Origin of the sequence: Pseudomonas sp. Bc-h (assembly GCF_002080045.1) — a bacterium.
Classification (GTDB): Bacteria; Pseudomonadota; Gammaproteobacteria; order Pseudomonadales; family Pseudomonadaceae; genus Aquipseudomonas.
On sequence record NZ_MUIN01000009.1, the window covers coordinates 266,293 to 279,427 of the forward strand.

11 protein-coding genes are annotated in these 13,135 nt (G+C 61.5%); 4 read left to right on the top strand and 7 right to left on the bottom strand.

What is annotated here, in order from left to right; genetic code table 11:
* Positions 1–124: 124 nt before the first annotated feature.
* Positions 125–418, top strand: coding sequence for a hypothetical protein (locus tag BWR59_RS32060; RefSeq protein ID WP_143490864.1), 294 nt, complete (start codon positions 125–127; stop codon positions 416–418).
* Here BWR59_RS32060 and BWR59_RS17825 read toward each other — a convergent pair.
* From BWR59_RS17825 to BWR59_RS17840, 4 genes are all read right to left on the bottom strand, one after another.
* Entirely contained in the window at positions 407–2,602 is a 2,196-nt protein-coding gene (locus BWR59_RS17825; RefSeq protein ID WP_081566952.1) for an EAL domain-containing protein, read from the bottom strand. The genes BWR59_RS32060 and BWR59_RS17825 overlap by 12 nt on opposite strands.
* Before the next feature lie 122 nt (positions 2,603–2,724).
* On the bottom strand, positions 2,725–3,135 hold the full coding sequence (locus BWR59_RS17830) for an ester cyclase (RefSeq protein WP_081566953.1): 411 nt from the start codon (positions 3,133–3,135) through the stop codon (positions 2,725–2,727).
* 146 nt (positions 3,136–3,281) lie between these two features.
* The gene (locus BWR59_RS17835; RefSeq protein ID WP_081566954.1) at positions 3,282–3,932 is read right to left on the bottom strand and encodes an NAD(P)H-dependent oxidoreductase; all 651 of its coding nucleotides are present in this window, start codon (positions 3,930–3,932) and stop codon (positions 3,282–3,284) included.
* Positions 3,929–4,387, bottom strand: a complete 459-nt coding sequence (locus BWR59_RS17840) for a GNAT family N-acetyltransferase (RefSeq protein WP_081566955.1) — start codon at positions 4,385–4,387, stop codon at positions 3,929–3,931. The genes BWR59_RS17835 and BWR59_RS17840 overlap by 4 nt, the downstream gene beginning before the upstream one ends.
* Before the next feature lie 424 nt (positions 4,388–4,811).
* Between BWR59_RS17840 and BWR59_RS17845 the strand changes: the two genes are divergently transcribed.
* A complete protein-coding gene (locus BWR59_RS17845; protein WP_081566956.1) occupies positions 4,812–7,235 on the top strand; it encodes a glucose/quinate/shikimate family membrane-bound PQQ-dependent dehydrogenase in 2,424 nt (807 codons plus the stop codon).
* 346 nt (positions 7,236–7,581) lie between these two features.
* Here the strand turns inward: BWR59_RS17845 and BWR59_RS17850 are convergent, their stop codons facing one another.
* Together BWR59_RS17850 and BWR59_RS17855 are read right to left on the bottom strand one after the other, a co-directional pair.
* Complete coding sequence (locus BWR59_RS17850) at positions 7,582–8,262, bottom strand: ATPase (RefSeq protein ID WP_081566957.1); 681 nt, start codon at positions 8,260–8,262, stop codon at positions 7,582–7,584.
* 176 nt (positions 8,263–8,438) lie between these two features.
* Positions 8,439–9,773 carry a PLP-dependent aminotransferase family protein gene (locus BWR59_RS17855; protein ID WP_081566958.1) on the bottom strand — a complete coding sequence of 445 codons (1,335 nt, stop codon included), beginning with the start codon at positions 9,771–9,773 and terminating at the stop codon, positions 8,439–8,441.
* A 132-nt stretch (positions 9,774–9,905) separates the two neighbouring features.
* Here BWR59_RS17855 and BWR59_RS17860 point away from each other — a divergent pair, with 132 nt between their 5' ends.
* Positions 9,906–10,802 (top strand): DMT family transporter, encoded by an 897-nt coding sequence (locus tag BWR59_RS17860; RefSeq protein WP_081566959.1) that lies wholly within the window; start codon positions 9,906–9,908, stop codon positions 10,800–10,802.
* Between the two features lie 25 nt (positions 10,803–10,827).
* Here the strand turns inward: BWR59_RS17860 and BWR59_RS17865 are convergent, their stop codons facing one another.
* A complete protein-coding gene (locus BWR59_RS17865) occupies positions 10,828–11,709 on the bottom strand; it encodes a DMT family transporter (protein WP_168184501.1) in 882 nt (293 codons plus the stop codon).
* Between the two features lie 226 nt (positions 11,710–11,935).
* Here BWR59_RS17865 and BWR59_RS17870 point away from each other — a divergent pair, with 226 nt between their 5' ends.
* Positions 11,936–12,970, top strand: coding sequence for a LacI family DNA-binding transcriptional regulator (locus BWR59_RS17870; protein WP_081566961.1), 1,035 nt, complete (start codon positions 11,936–11,938; stop codon positions 12,968–12,970).
* The last annotated feature ends 165 nt before the right edge of the window (positions 12,971–13,135 follow it).

Sequence of the window (13,135 nt, forward strand, 5' to 3'; positions counted from 1 at the left end):
AATTCACGTCTTATCCGGTCAGAACATCAGGTTCTGGCCGCCCCCCCGAAAAACCGCACCCCCCGAGGCGGAAATCCCCACAGGAGAACGTTATGTCAGCCAGATAACTCTCGGGGGAACCAGCATGAGCCGTACCTATCGACGCGTCGGGTGTCACTACGATTACCCATTCGCGCTATGGCAATTCGACCATAACCAAGCCATTGCCAGAACACCTGTAGTGAGGGCTCGTCTGGCATGGTTTCACAGTGACAAATCAGTGGGCTGTCGCCTGCCTGCGCCGAAAAAATTCCGGATGGCGTGCGATGCCGGCCAGCGTTCGGCCAACCGGGCCATTCTGCGCAGTTGGGTGAGAAATCCGACCTTTGAGCCGCTGTTTTTTGATGCCCGCCACTGCACAGCCTGGTTACCGATGTGAAGGCTGGGCCTGCGCCATCAAACGACCGATCTGATCCGCCGGCACCGCCTTGCTGAAGTGGAAACCCTGCACCTCATCGCACGGATGACGTTGCAGGCACTCCAGTTGCTCCAGCGTTTCCACGCCCTCGGCGGTGACGGTAATGCCCAGCGACCGCCCGAGATCGATCATGGCTTGCACGATGGCTTGATCGTTGCCCCGCTCGGTCATGTGGGAGATGAAACTGCGATCGATCTTGATCCCGTCCAGCGGGTATTTGCGCAGGTAGGCCAGCGACGAAAAACCGGTACCGAAGTCGTCGAGGCTCAGGCGCACACCCAGTGCCCGCAACGCGGTGAGGGTGCTCAGCGCGCTGTGGGCATGATCGAGCAGGACCCGTTCGGTGATTTCCAGCTCCAGCCGCGAAGCGGGCAGCCCGGTGCTGCGCAAGGCGTTGGCCACGACTGCGACCACGTCTTCGTTTTCTGCCAGTTGCCCGGGTGACAGGTTGACCGACAGCCCGATCTCTTCAGGCCAGGTCATCGCCTCGTGGCAGGCATGTTCCAGCACCCAGCGACCCAGCGGCTGGATGAGCCCGGTTTCTTCCGCCAGCGGGATAAACGTGTCCGGTGGCAACAGGCCGCGCTGCGGATGCTGCCAGCGCACCAGGGCTTCGAAGCTGCGCAGTGCGCCGTCGACAGTGGCGTAACGAGGCTGGTAGTGAACGCGCAACTGATCGTCGAGCAAGGCATGGCGCAGTTCCTGCTCCAGTTCGCGACGAGCCAACAGATGGGCATTCATGCCATCGGCGTAAAAGCACCAGGTGTTGCGCCCGGCCGCCTTGGCCCGGTACAGCGCGATGTCACCCATGCGCAACAACTCTGCCGGGGTTCGCGCGTGCACCGGCGCCAGGGCAATACCGATGCTGGTGCCAATGAACACTGTCTGCGTGTCTATTTCGAACGGTCGACACAGGTCAGCGACCAGACGCGCGCACAATGCTTCGATGCCGTCGTGATCGGTTTCACCCTCGCGCACCACGATGAACTCGTCGCCCCCCAGGCGCGCGACCATGCCGTTGGCCTGAACATGCTGCTGCAGTCGTTGAGCGACTTCTTGCAGGACCCGATCACCGAAGGCATGGCCCAACACGTCGTTGATCGGCTTGAAACGGTCCAGATCCAGGCTCAGCAACGCCAGCGGCGGCGTGATCTCGCGCTCAAGGCGATCGCTCAAGAACTGCTGAAGCTGAAAGCGATTGGGCAGACCGGTCAGCGAGTCGTGCAATGACAGCAGCGTCAGTTCCTTCTGGCTGACGTGCAACGCCTCGAACTGAGCATCGATCTGCCGCGCCGAGGTCATCGCGTAGCGCACCAGCATCGTCAGTACCGCAGCCAGAGCCAGGACACCGGCGATGAACAACGGCAGGGTCTGGCGCAGCAAGTCCATACCGGGGGTCGGCGGGGTCCAGCTTAAGAGAATGTTCGAGCCCAGCAAGGGCATGGAATCGTATCCAGCCTGCGGCTCCCGGGCGACCTCGATAGTCGGCAAGCCATAGGTTTCGCTCAAGTGGGCGAGCTTGTCGGCATCCAGTACGCTGACGAACATCATGACCGACGCGGGGCCCGGGATCTGCTGGATCATCGGGTCCCACCCCGGACTGATGGTCGCGGCGGCCACCAGTGCAGGCTTGCCCGCCACTTGCAGCGCCCGCACCACGCCATCGTTTTCCTGGGTGCTTTGGCGTGCTTCGTCGATCAGCGCGTTCAGGTCGCCTTCCAGCCAGTCACTGGCCTGCATCATCGACGGCTTGCCATCGATCACCGCATACACGGTGCGATCCTGGGCGTTGATCACCAGCACGCCGTTGTAGCCGTAAAGCTCGTAAGGAATGGAACCGACGTTGCGCTGATCGTCCGCCCAGGCCTTGTCCACCGTCAGGTGCAAATGCTTGTAGGCCTCGCCCCACTTGGCGTAATTGATGATGTTGCGGCCCACCTCGTTGCGCACCTGATCCAGGGTGCGGGAGATGAACGTGCGCGAGCGCTGCTGCACGTCGAGGTCCTGGCTCAAGGCGTTCTTGACCAGCAGATAACCGCCCAGCCCGATCAATAACAGCAGCGCGCAGATCGCCGGGAACAGGCGCAGGATCAGTTGTCGGCTACGACGGGTAGCGGCCCAGCCGGCAAGTGTGGGTTTGGACATGCGGACACCTGATGACATCGGGAATGACGATGAACAGCGCACGTAGATCGGCGGACAACAGATGCCTGTCACGTCGACCGATGATTGCGGTTGGCTATCCTAACCGTCTGTTTATGCAGGGGCTAGCCATCATTAGGCTTCGCCAAAGGAAGTTGCGACTGGATCGCGGCCTTGTCGATCAGCGAATAAACGTTGCACACCCGCCCCTCCCGAAACTCGTAAAACACGTTCTCGGTAAAGCGCACGCGCTGGCCGTTGACTGGCAGATCGAAAAGTTCGCCCACTGGCGTGCAATCGAAGCACAGCCGGGCGGCGATATGCGGCGGGTCGGCTATCAGCAGATCGATGACGAAACGCAGATCGGGAATCGCCCGAAAATCGTTCTCGAGCATCGCCCGGTAACCCGTCAGACCGATGCGTTGGCCGTTGTAATGCACGTCGTGGTCGACGAACTGACCCAGTGCGGGCCAGTCCTGACGATTGAGACAGTCGATGTAACCGCGATAGCGATCACTGAGTTCCTGCTTGTCCATGGGAGGTGCCCTTTTGCAGTTGCGACTAAGCACTCGCAAATTAGGGCGCCAGAGCATTGCGTTAGTTCAACACCACGCCCTTACCGGACAACCGCAGGTCGGGATTTCCAGGACAACCCCTCGTGGCGTCGGCGAAGCGGATCCGCTCACTCACCGACCGCTTCCGCTGCCGGGCTGCGCATCTGCGAGAAGGCTGAAAACAACGGCTCGAAGCTCAATTGCCGACGCGCTTCCACAAGGCTCGTGGTGACCGCGTCGCGGCCGGCAATGGTCCCCTGCAGATAGATGAAATGCACATCGCACAGACCGATACTGCTCAACACATGGCGCAGGTAAGACGTGAAGAACTCCGGCTGACGCGCCGCAGGCCCGCGATGGAAGCCGCCGGAACTGACCAGAATGTATACCGGACGGTCGGCCAGTAGACCCACCTTGCCTTGCGGCCCGGCATCGCAGGTGCGGTGGATGCGCACCACGTTGTCGATCCACAGCTTCAGCGCGGCCGGGAGGGTGAAGTTATGGATCGGCGTCGCGATCAGCAACATTTCGCTGCGCTCAAGTTCAACGATCAGCCGTTCCGACTGTTCGAAAACGGGGTCAGCGGCAGCGCGGCCGTGCAGGATCGCATCAGCGTATTCGGCGCTCACCGGTTGCAGCGGATCGGCGACCAGATCCCGCGAGGTGACCACGATGCCGGGGCGGGCCTGGCGCAGGACCTCGATCATCTCCATTGCCAGATGAAAACAGGCCGATTCGCCGCGCTGTGGGCTGCTGTTGATCATCAATAGTTCGTTCATGCGACATGCTCTCCTGGTGTCTGTAACGGCTGTACGAAGTGCATGCCCCTGGCGAGCAAACCTTCACGGAAATAAAAACGCTGGGCCAGCGGCATGTGCAGGCCGGTGTCCAGAACCAGATGCGCGCGGCCAAGGCTAATCGCCTCGTTGCGAACGCTGTCGAGCAGCCTCGCCCCCAGGCCCAGGTGCCGCATGGAGGCGTCGACGACCAGATCGTCGACATAGATGAAGCGCCCATACAGCAGGTTCTCCTGCGTCCTGTAGCCAATGAGACCGATGGTTTTGCCACCCTCCACTGCGCTCAGTAACCGATAACCCTGCTGCACCTGACGAGCGATCTGTTCGGCGAACGCAGCCGCCGAGACAAGCCCCGGGCGCAGTATTTTCATCAGTTCGAAGCACCCTTCGAATTCCGCCTTCGCAGTCAATGCCTGCAGTTCCACATGTGGCGTCATGACCAGTCCCCTTGCAAACGTGGATTCACTGTAGGGCAGCCATGACTCACTCTGAAGAGCCATAAAATCATTAAATGGCTATGCCATGAATCAGCCTGGTCTCGGATCAACAGACGCTTGGCTGCCCGGCGGATCAGCGTCGGGTGAAGGTAGAGCTGCGCGTTGATGGGATGCCTGGCGCTGCACGCCGTTCAAGACCCGCTATTGTTACCAAACCCACAACAGTGTTTATCCCGTCGAGCCAAGGACAATTTGCCGCAGCGCGAGGATTTTTTGGTAATCTTTGCAAATTAACTAACTGGTTAATTACAGCATGAACGCAGCCAGGCATCTCCCGCGTCCATTGGCAATCGTTCTGCAAAACCGTTCTTCCCACCACCGTTGAGCGTTCGCGCAACGTTCAGCGTCAGCAGGATCACGCAACATGACTACGTCTCGACCTTCGACATCCGTCAGTCGGTGGCCCATCTGGGTTGTCGCACTCGGCGTGCTGGTATTTGGATTGCTGTTCGCAGCGGGCGGCGGCTATCTCGTCACCCTCGGCGGCAGCTGGTACTTCCTGCTTGCCGGTCTCGGCTTGATCGCATCGGCATTTTTGCTGTTCAAGCAACGCGTCGCGGGCGCCTGGTCGTTCGCGGCGGTCATGGTGCTGACCCTGATCTGGGCACTGGTGGATGCCGGGCTGGTGTTCTGGCCGCTGATTTCGCGCCTGTTCGCACTGGGCGTGCTGAGCCTGCTGGTGGCGCTGGTCTACCCGACGCTGCGCAGGGCCAATGGCTTGGCAGGTGGTCGCGGTGGCTACGTGCTGGGCGGCGTGCTGGCGATCGCCATGGCGGCGGGTTTCTGGGGCATGTTTCAGCCTCACGCGTCGGTATCGCCAACCGGTGACGGCCCGGCGCTGACCAAGGTCGACCCGGCTCACGCGCAGAAGGACTGGGCGCACTATGGCAACGACGAAGGCGGCAGCCGCTTCGCTGCGCTGGATCAGATCAACCGCAGCAACGTCTCGAAGCTGGTGCCGGTCTGGACCTATCACACGGGCGACATCGCCATCAGTGATGGCAACGGCGCGGAAGATCAGATGACCCCGCTGCAAGTCGGCGACAAAGTGTTCATCTGCACCCCGCACAACAACGTCATCGCACTGGATGCCGACTCCGGCAAACAGCTGTGGAAGCACGAAACCAACGCCAAGTCCGCCGTGTGGCAGCGTTGCCGCGGTCTGGCCTACTTCGACGCCACCGCCGCCGTCGCGCCAACCACTGACGGCAGCACCCCCGCCACCCCGGTTGCGATTCCGGCCGGTGCCAATTGCCAGCGTCGTCTGCTGACCAACACCATCGACGCACGCCTGATCGCGGTTGACGCCGACACCGGTGAGTTGTGCAAGGGCTTCGGCACCAATGGTCAGGTTGACCTGAAAGCCGGTCTGGGCAATGTCCCTGACTCTTACTATCAGCTGTCGTCCGCACCGTTGATGGCGGGCACCACAGTCGTGGTGGGCGGTCGCGTGGCCGACAACGTGCAGACCGACATGCCTGGCGGCGTGATCCGAGGTTTCGACGTGGTCACCGGCGAAATGCGCTGGGCCTTCGACCCGGGCAATCCTGAAGACAAGAAAGCCCCGGGCGCTGACAGCACTTATGTGCGCAGCACGCCGAACAGCTGGGCGCCGATGTCTTACGATCCGGCGATGAACACCGTGTTTCTGCCGATGGGCAGCTCGTCCACCGACATCTACGGCGTTGAACGCACCAAGCTCGATCACACCTACGGCGCTTCGGTGCTGGCCCTGAACGCCACGACCGGCGAACAGAAGTGGGTTTATCAGACCGTCCACAACGACCTGTGGGACTTCGACCTGCCGATGCAGCCGAGCCTGATCGACTTCACCAAGAAGGACGGCAGCAAGGTTCCGGCCGTCGTGATCGGCACCAAGGCCGGCCAGATCTACGTGCTGGATCGCCACACCGGCCAGCCGCTGACCGAGGTCAAGGAAGTCCCGGTCAAGCCGTCGAACATTCCCAACGAGCCTTACTCGCCGACCCAGCCTAAATCGGTGGGCATGCCGGAAATCGGCGCGCAGACCCTGACCGAGTCCGACATGTGGGGCGCTACCCCGTTCGACCAGTTGCTGTGCCGTATCTCGTTCAAGAAAATGCGTTACGACGGCCTGTACACCGCGCCGGGCACCGACATCTCGCTGAGCTTCCCGGGTTCTCTGGGCGGCATGAACTGGGGCAGCCTGTCGACTGACCCGGTCCACGGATTCATCTTCGTCAACGACATGCGTCTGGGCCTGTGGAGCCAGATGGTGCCGCAGCAGAAAGACGCCAAGGCATCGAGCGGTGGCGAAGCGCTGAACACCGGCATGGGCGCCGTACCGCTCAAAGGCACGCCTTACGCGGTCAACAAGAACCGCTTCCTGTCCGTGGCCGGCATCCCTTGCCAGGCGCCGCCGTTCGGCACCCTGACCGCCATCGACATGAAGACCCAGAAGATCGCCTGGCAGGTGCCGGTCGGTACCGTGCAGGACACCGGTCCCATGGGCATCAAGATGCACATGCAATTGCCGATCGGCATGCCGACGCTCGGTGGCACCCTTTCCACTCAAGGCGGCCTGATCTTCATCGCCGGTACCCAGGACTACTACCTGCGCGCCTTCAACAGCGCCAACGGTGAAGAAGCCTGGAAAGCCCGCCTGCCCGTGGGCAGCCAGGGCGGCCCGATGACCTTCGTCTCGCCGAAGACCGGCAAGCAGTACATCGTCATCACCGCCGGTGGCGCACGCCAGTCGGCTGACCGTGGCGACTACGTGATCGCTTACGCGCTGCCTGACAGCAAGTAAACGGCCACAAACAAAAACCCGCTGTCACCGTTTGGGTGGCAGCGGGTTTTTTTGTTGGTTTCGGCACGTGGATTGGTGGAGTTTGGTGTTGAAATTTGGTGTCGGCCCAACGGCCAGGATCTGCAATCCTGGTGCTATCTCTGTGGGAGACGCCGGAGCTGTGCGACGGTACGGGCCGCGATTCGGACGAAGCGGTGGGTCAGTCAGCTGATGAGTCGTTTGATTCACCGCCTCGTCCGAATCGCGGCCCGTACCGTCGCACAGCTCCGGCGTCTCCCACAGGGTCGGTGTTCAACTCAACATCCGGGTCCGCCGCAAGTCCGAAGGGGGAATGTTCGGAAAGAAATCAGTTGCCAGCGACCTGCGCCACTTCACCTGAAGTCACCAGCGCCTTGAGCGACATGTCGAACTGTTTCAGCGCGTTGACCTGAAGTGCACGTTGCTGGTCGATCTGTGCGGCGATTTCAGGGGCGGCCTTGTCGTGGACCCAGACCGAAGTCAGCTCTTTGGCGCCCACACCTTCAGCCTTGCCGATATATTGCAGGTTCGAGTCGTAGAACTTGGCGACAAACCGCGCCTGGACCTGGCTGTTACGCTGGGTCACCAACTGGCTGTAGGTGTCGAGCATCACCACCACATCAGGACGCGCCTGCATCAACGCATCGAGGTTGTCGTAAACGGTGACCGACGCAAACTCCTTCTTCAACGAGCCCTGCAGCCAGTCGATGGCCAGTTTAGGATCGGAGCTGTTGACGAAGGCTTCACGAATCCGCGAATCCAGTGCGCCATTCTTCACGCCTTTCAGCGCAACGGCGTGGTAACGCTCCAGATATTCCAGAGTGCTGACGGTGTTCTCGCTGTACAGCACACCCACCGATTGCGAACTTCTCAGGCCAACGCTGCTGTCAGCGACCGGCATGAAATGGCAGGCCTGCTCTTTGGAAACATAATCAGAGGCATAAGAAGGCGCGGCGGCGACACCGCCAGCCAATGCGGCGACAAGGGTCAGCAGGGTTGAGATTCTCATCGCGGTCGTCCTTCTTAAAGCCAGTTCGGTATGGCTCTATCCTGCTCCTTTGCCGGAAAAAAAGAACTCTCAATCCTTAATGTTAACTATCGATTTCACGAATGGTATGCCCACGGAGATAGTCCTTTACGTTTTCCTGAATAAAGCAACTTTTCAATATGCTTATCCAGACTAACTCAGCCGCCAAAGTTGCTGATTACTTGGCGGACTTTATGCAGTGCCACCTTCAAGGCATCCGCTTCGAGTGACCCCAACGCCAGGCGGATCGCATGGGGCGCAGGGCTGGAGATGGCGAACGGCTCGGCGGTCGACACCGCAATGTTCTCTGCCAGCAGCGCCACTGCCACCTGATCGGCACGGATGTCTTCCGGCAACGGCAGCCAGAGGAAATACGAGGCCGGGTGACTGACAAGAGTAAGCCCCGCCAATGCTGTGCGAGCCAGACGCTGCCGGGCCATGGCATCCCGACGTTTTTCAGCTTCCAGACGAGCCACCGTGCCGTCTTCGACCCAGCCACAGACCAGCGCAGTCATGACTCCCGGCGTATTCCAGGTGGTGGCTCTGATGGCTCGCTCAATGGCCGCTACCCATTGCAGCGGCGCCACCACGTAGCCAACCCGCAACCCGGTGGCGATGTTCTTGGAAAATCCCGAAACGTAGACGGTCAGCTCCGGCGCCAATGCCCGCAGCGGCACAGGCGGGTCTTCGGCCAGAAACGCGTAGGCGCCATCTTCGATCAATAGCATGCCCTGTTCACGGGCGATGCTCACCAAACGCTCGCGCCACGCCAGATCCATCACCCAGCCCATGGGATTGTGCAGGGTCGGCATCGTGTAGACGGCCTTGATCCTTCGCTTGCGACACAACCTCTCCAGCCCGTCCAGGTCCGGCCCGTGTTCGGTCAGCGGGATGGGCACCAACTCCAGGCGATGAGCTTCGGTGATTACCTTGAAGCCCGAATACGTCAGCGCATCGACGGCGACCACATCCCCCGGTTTCAGCAGCCCCATGACGGTCGCCGCCAGGCCGTGTTGGGCGCCGCTGACAATCAGCAACTCCTCCGGCTCGACCGACAGTCCACGATCCAGCAGATGCCGCGCGATGCAGGCCCGTTCATGTCCCCGTCCGGCGTGGGGCTGATAGCGCAGGAGCGCTTCCAGATCCCCGGACAATGCCAGTTGACGCAAGCCATTGCGCAGCAGTTCGGCCTGGCCGGGCAACGAGGGATAGTTGAAGTTGAGATCGAGCATGCCCGCGGCAGTGGCCTGCTGGTCGACGCCATGGCTCAGCGGCAGCGCGATTTCCCGCACGAACGTACCGCGCCCGGTTTCGCCGCTGATCAGGCCCATCGCCTCAAGTTCCGCGTAAACCCGTGACGCGGTCACCAGTGCCAGACCTTGCTGTTCAGCCAGTTGACGATGAGTCGGCAGGCGCGTGCCTGGCGGCAGAACGCCCGAGGCAATGTCCCCGGCAAAGGTATCGACAATGGCTTTATAACGGGCGCGGGGCATGGGCAATGTATCCATGACAATTTTTTGATTGTAGTGATTCTGCCCCCTAGGATGACGGCAACACAACAGACCGGGCCGTGGCACGCGAAATCAGTCGCGCCTTGCGAACCGGTCAACATCGAGTCGTCGCACATGGAACAGGCATCGAACCTGCAACACCGCAGCAGCGAAAAAACCTCGGCCGGCTGGATCAACGGGCTAATCGGCGTGGTGATCTTCAGTGGTTCGTTGCCCGCCACCCGCATCGCCGTGCTGGAATTCGCCCCGGTATTTCTCACCGTCGCGCGCGCCTCCATCGCCGGGGTCATTGCGGTGTGCATGCTGGTGCTGCTGCAGCAAAGACGCCCGGCGAAAAATCAGCTCATGCCGTTGTTCATCGTCGCCATGGGCGTCGTCGTCGGCTTTCCCCTGCTCACCGCACTGGCGTTGCAATACGTGACTTCCGCGCACTCCATCGTATTCGTCGGCCTGTTGCCGCTGGCCACCGCCGTGTTCGGCGTGTTGCGCGGCGGCGAACGACCCCGACCGGTGTTCTGGCTGTTCTCGATTCTGGGCAGCGCGCTGGTGGTGGGTTTTGCCTTCTCCAAAGGCGTAACCGCGTCGCCAACCGGTGATTTGCTGATGCTGCTGGCGATTCTGGTGTGCGGTCTGGGCTACGCCGAAGGCGCGAAGCTCTCACGAACCCTCGGCGGCTGGCAGGTCATCTGCTGGGCGCTGGTGCTGGCGTTGCCAGGCATGCTGGCCCTGACTTGGCTGACGTTCCCTCCCTCCCTGGCAACGATCACTTTACCCGCCTGGGTGAGCCTGGGTTACGTGTCGCTGTTCAGCATGCTGATCGGCTTTGTCTTCTGGTATCGCGGGCTGGCACAGGGGGGTATCGCTGCGGTGGGTCAACTGCAGCTGCTGCAGCCGTTCTTCGGCCTGGCGCTGGCAGCCACCTTGCTGCATGAGCAGGTGAGCTTCGGGATGCTGGCGGTGACACTTGCGGTGATCCTCTGCGTCGCGGGGGCACGGCGTTTTTCCCGCTGATCGCGCCTTTGGCAACACTCGCACCTCAGCTGGAGAGCGCAGCCGAGGTGCGTCTGGCGTAGACCAGCAGTCCGCTCACGCAGATCAACAGCATCCCGAACACCGAGGTCATCGCCGGATAGTTGCCGAAAAACAGCACCCCATACACCGTGGCGAAGACGATCTGTAAATAACCCAGCGGCGCCAGCACGGCCGATGAGGCAAAACTGTAGGCCTTTGAAATCAGGAAATGCGCCGACAAGCCCATGCCCCCAAGCACCAGCAGCAACAGACACTGCGAAAGGCTTGGCGATGCCCAGTAGAAAGGCACCACCACGCTCAGCAGCCCGGTGCTGAAAACCCCCACATAAAAGCTGCAGACCGATGGGCTGTCAGACTCGCCAGCCAGTTGCGTGAGCAATTGATAGACCGCGAAGAAGAATGCGGTCGCCAGCGGAAACAGCATCCACAGTGAAAAGCCGTCGCCGGTGGGGTTGATGACCACGAGCACGCCGACGAACCCGACGATCACCGACAGCCACTGCAAACGGTCCGCCTTGATGCCGAACAGCAAGGGCGACAGGATCGTGACGAACGCAGGGGCGAGAAATACCAGCGCTGTCGATTCGGCCAATGGCACGTGAGTCAGGCCGAATAAAAACGTCAGACTGTCGGCGAGCAATACCGCTGCCCTGAGCAGATGCAGCCATGGGCGTTTGCTGCGAAAAGCCCCCTGCTCCCTTTTCCTGAGGATGGCCCCGGTGACGATCACCGTGTGAACCAGGTACCGCGCCCAGGCGACGAAGATCACCGGAAGCGCAAGAATAAGCGTCTTGGAAATGGCGTCGTGGCTGGCGAACGCCAGGGCCACGCTGGCCATCAACCACATGCCGATAACGTGACTGTGGGAGCGAGTAGAAGAATTCATCGGGCCGACCGGTGATTGAATGAGGGGTTCGGGCAATTGGCGAAGTACACCACAAGCAGGCGTCGCGTCCAATGCGCAACCTAAACTGCCGGGTTTGTGCCAACTTGCGTAGTCTGAAAACGCGGGACAGATGCGCAGCAGCGACCCGACGGGCGTTTCCAGCCTATATAATCGCCCCCGACGCGCCCCCGATGGAGCGCCCTCGCCCAGGAAGTCTGCAGACGTTATGAGTTTCAAGGACCCCGAAAAGCCCGGCGCCGTGCCGCGCATGGCCGATGTCGCCAAGCTGGCCGGCGTCTCCAAGATGACCGTTTCCCGGGTGCTGGCCGGACGCGACGTGTCGCCCCTGACCACGCAACGGGTGCAGGCCGCCATCGACAGCCTTGGCTATTTGCCGGACGCTTCGGCGGGCACGCTGTCCAGTGGGCGCTCGGAGTTCGTGGTGGCGCTGGTGCCGTCGCTGGTCAGTTCCAACTTCGCCGACACCGTGCGCGGCCTCAACGATGTGGTGAGTCAACAGGGGCTGTGCCTGCTGCTGGGCGACACCGATTACCATCTGGAACAGGAAGCGCTGCTGGTGCGCACGTTGCTGCGCCATCGGCCGCTGGGCGTCATGCTCACCGGCAGCTCGCACCTGGACAGCACCCGGCAGATGCTGCGTCAGGCACAGGTGCCGGTGGTCGAAACCTGGGACGTGCCGGACGACCCCATCGAGCAGTCAGTGGGGTTCTCCAACGCCGAAGCCGCCGCGACCATGGTTCGCCATCTCCACGCCAAGGGCTATCGGCGCATCGCCTTCATCGGTGGCGCCTCGATGCTCGACCATCGCGGCCAGCAGCGCCAGCGCGGATATTTGCTGGCGCTGACAGCACTCGGGCTTGAGCCGCGAATCATAGAGCACGGCGAGTCCCCGATCACCATGAGCCACGGCGGCGAATCGGTGAGCCTGCTGCTGGAACAATGGCCCGACACCGATGCGGTCATGTGCGTGAGCGATCTGTCGGCGTTCGGCGCGATCATGGAATGTCATCGCCGAGGCCTGAACGTGCCACGCGACATCGCCGTGGCAGGTTTCGGCGACTTCGAAGTCTCGCGCTATTGCACCCCGACCATCACCACCATTGCCGTCGATCCGTATCAGATCGGCCGCCGTGCCGGTGAGCTGTTGCTGGCCGGCGCCAAGGCCCGCCGCGAGGGTTCGCCGCGCCCTGCCGAGACGGTGGTGACCGGCTACGAGATTCTGTCGCGGGAAAGTACGTGAGGGTTTAAACGCTGGACATTCTCGGGAGCTCAACACCCACCCCATCGCTGCCGTCGTGACCTCCGGCGTCTCCCACAGGAATTATGGCCAGCCGCAGATCCGCGTCGGGCACAGATCCTCCGTGAGCAACACACAATTCTGCGGCAGCACGGAACCTGTGGGAGC

Bases quoted from the DNA above. Each gene is read 5' to 3' on its own strand.
- BWR59_RS32060 (WP_143490864.1), top strand. From the start codon at position 125: ATGAGCCGTACCTATCGACGCGTCGGGTGTCACTACGATTACCCATTC.
- BWR59_RS17825 (WP_081566952.1), bottom strand. From the start codon at position 2,602: ATGTCCAAACCCACACTTGCCGGCTGGGCCGCTACCCGTCGTAGCCGA.
- BWR59_RS17830 (WP_081566953.1), bottom strand. From the start codon at position 3,135: ATGGACAAGCAGGAACTCAGTGATCGCTATCGCGGTTACATCGACTGT.
- BWR59_RS17835 (WP_081566954.1), bottom strand. From the start codon at position 3,932: ATGAACGAACTATTGATGATCAACAGCAGCCCACAGCGCGGCGAATCG.
- BWR59_RS17840 (WP_081566955.1), bottom strand. From the start codon at position 4,387: ATGACGCCACATGTGGAACTGCAGGCATTGACTGCGAAGGCGGAATTC.
- BWR59_RS17845 (WP_081566956.1), top strand. From the start codon at position 4,812: ATGACTACGTCTCGACCTTCGACATCCGTCAGTCGGTGGCCCATCTGG.
- BWR59_RS17850 (WP_081566957.1), bottom strand. From the start codon at position 8,262: ATGAGAATCTCAACCCTGCTGACCCTTGTCGCCGCATTGGCTGGCGGT.
- BWR59_RS17855 (WP_081566958.1), bottom strand. From the start codon at position 9,773: ATGCCCCGCGCCCGTTATAAAGCCATTGTCGATACCTTTGCCGGGGAC.
- BWR59_RS17860 (WP_081566959.1), top strand. From the start codon at position 9,906: ATGGAACAGGCATCGAACCTGCAACACCGCAGCAGCGAAAAAACCTCG.
- BWR59_RS17865 (WP_168184501.1), bottom strand. From the start codon at position 11,709: ATGAATTCTTCTACTCGCTCCCACAGTCACGTTATCGGCATGTGGTTG.
- BWR59_RS17870 (WP_081566961.1), top strand. From the start codon at position 11,936: ATGAGTTTCAAGGACCCCGAAAAGCCCGGCGCCGTGCCGCGCATGGCC.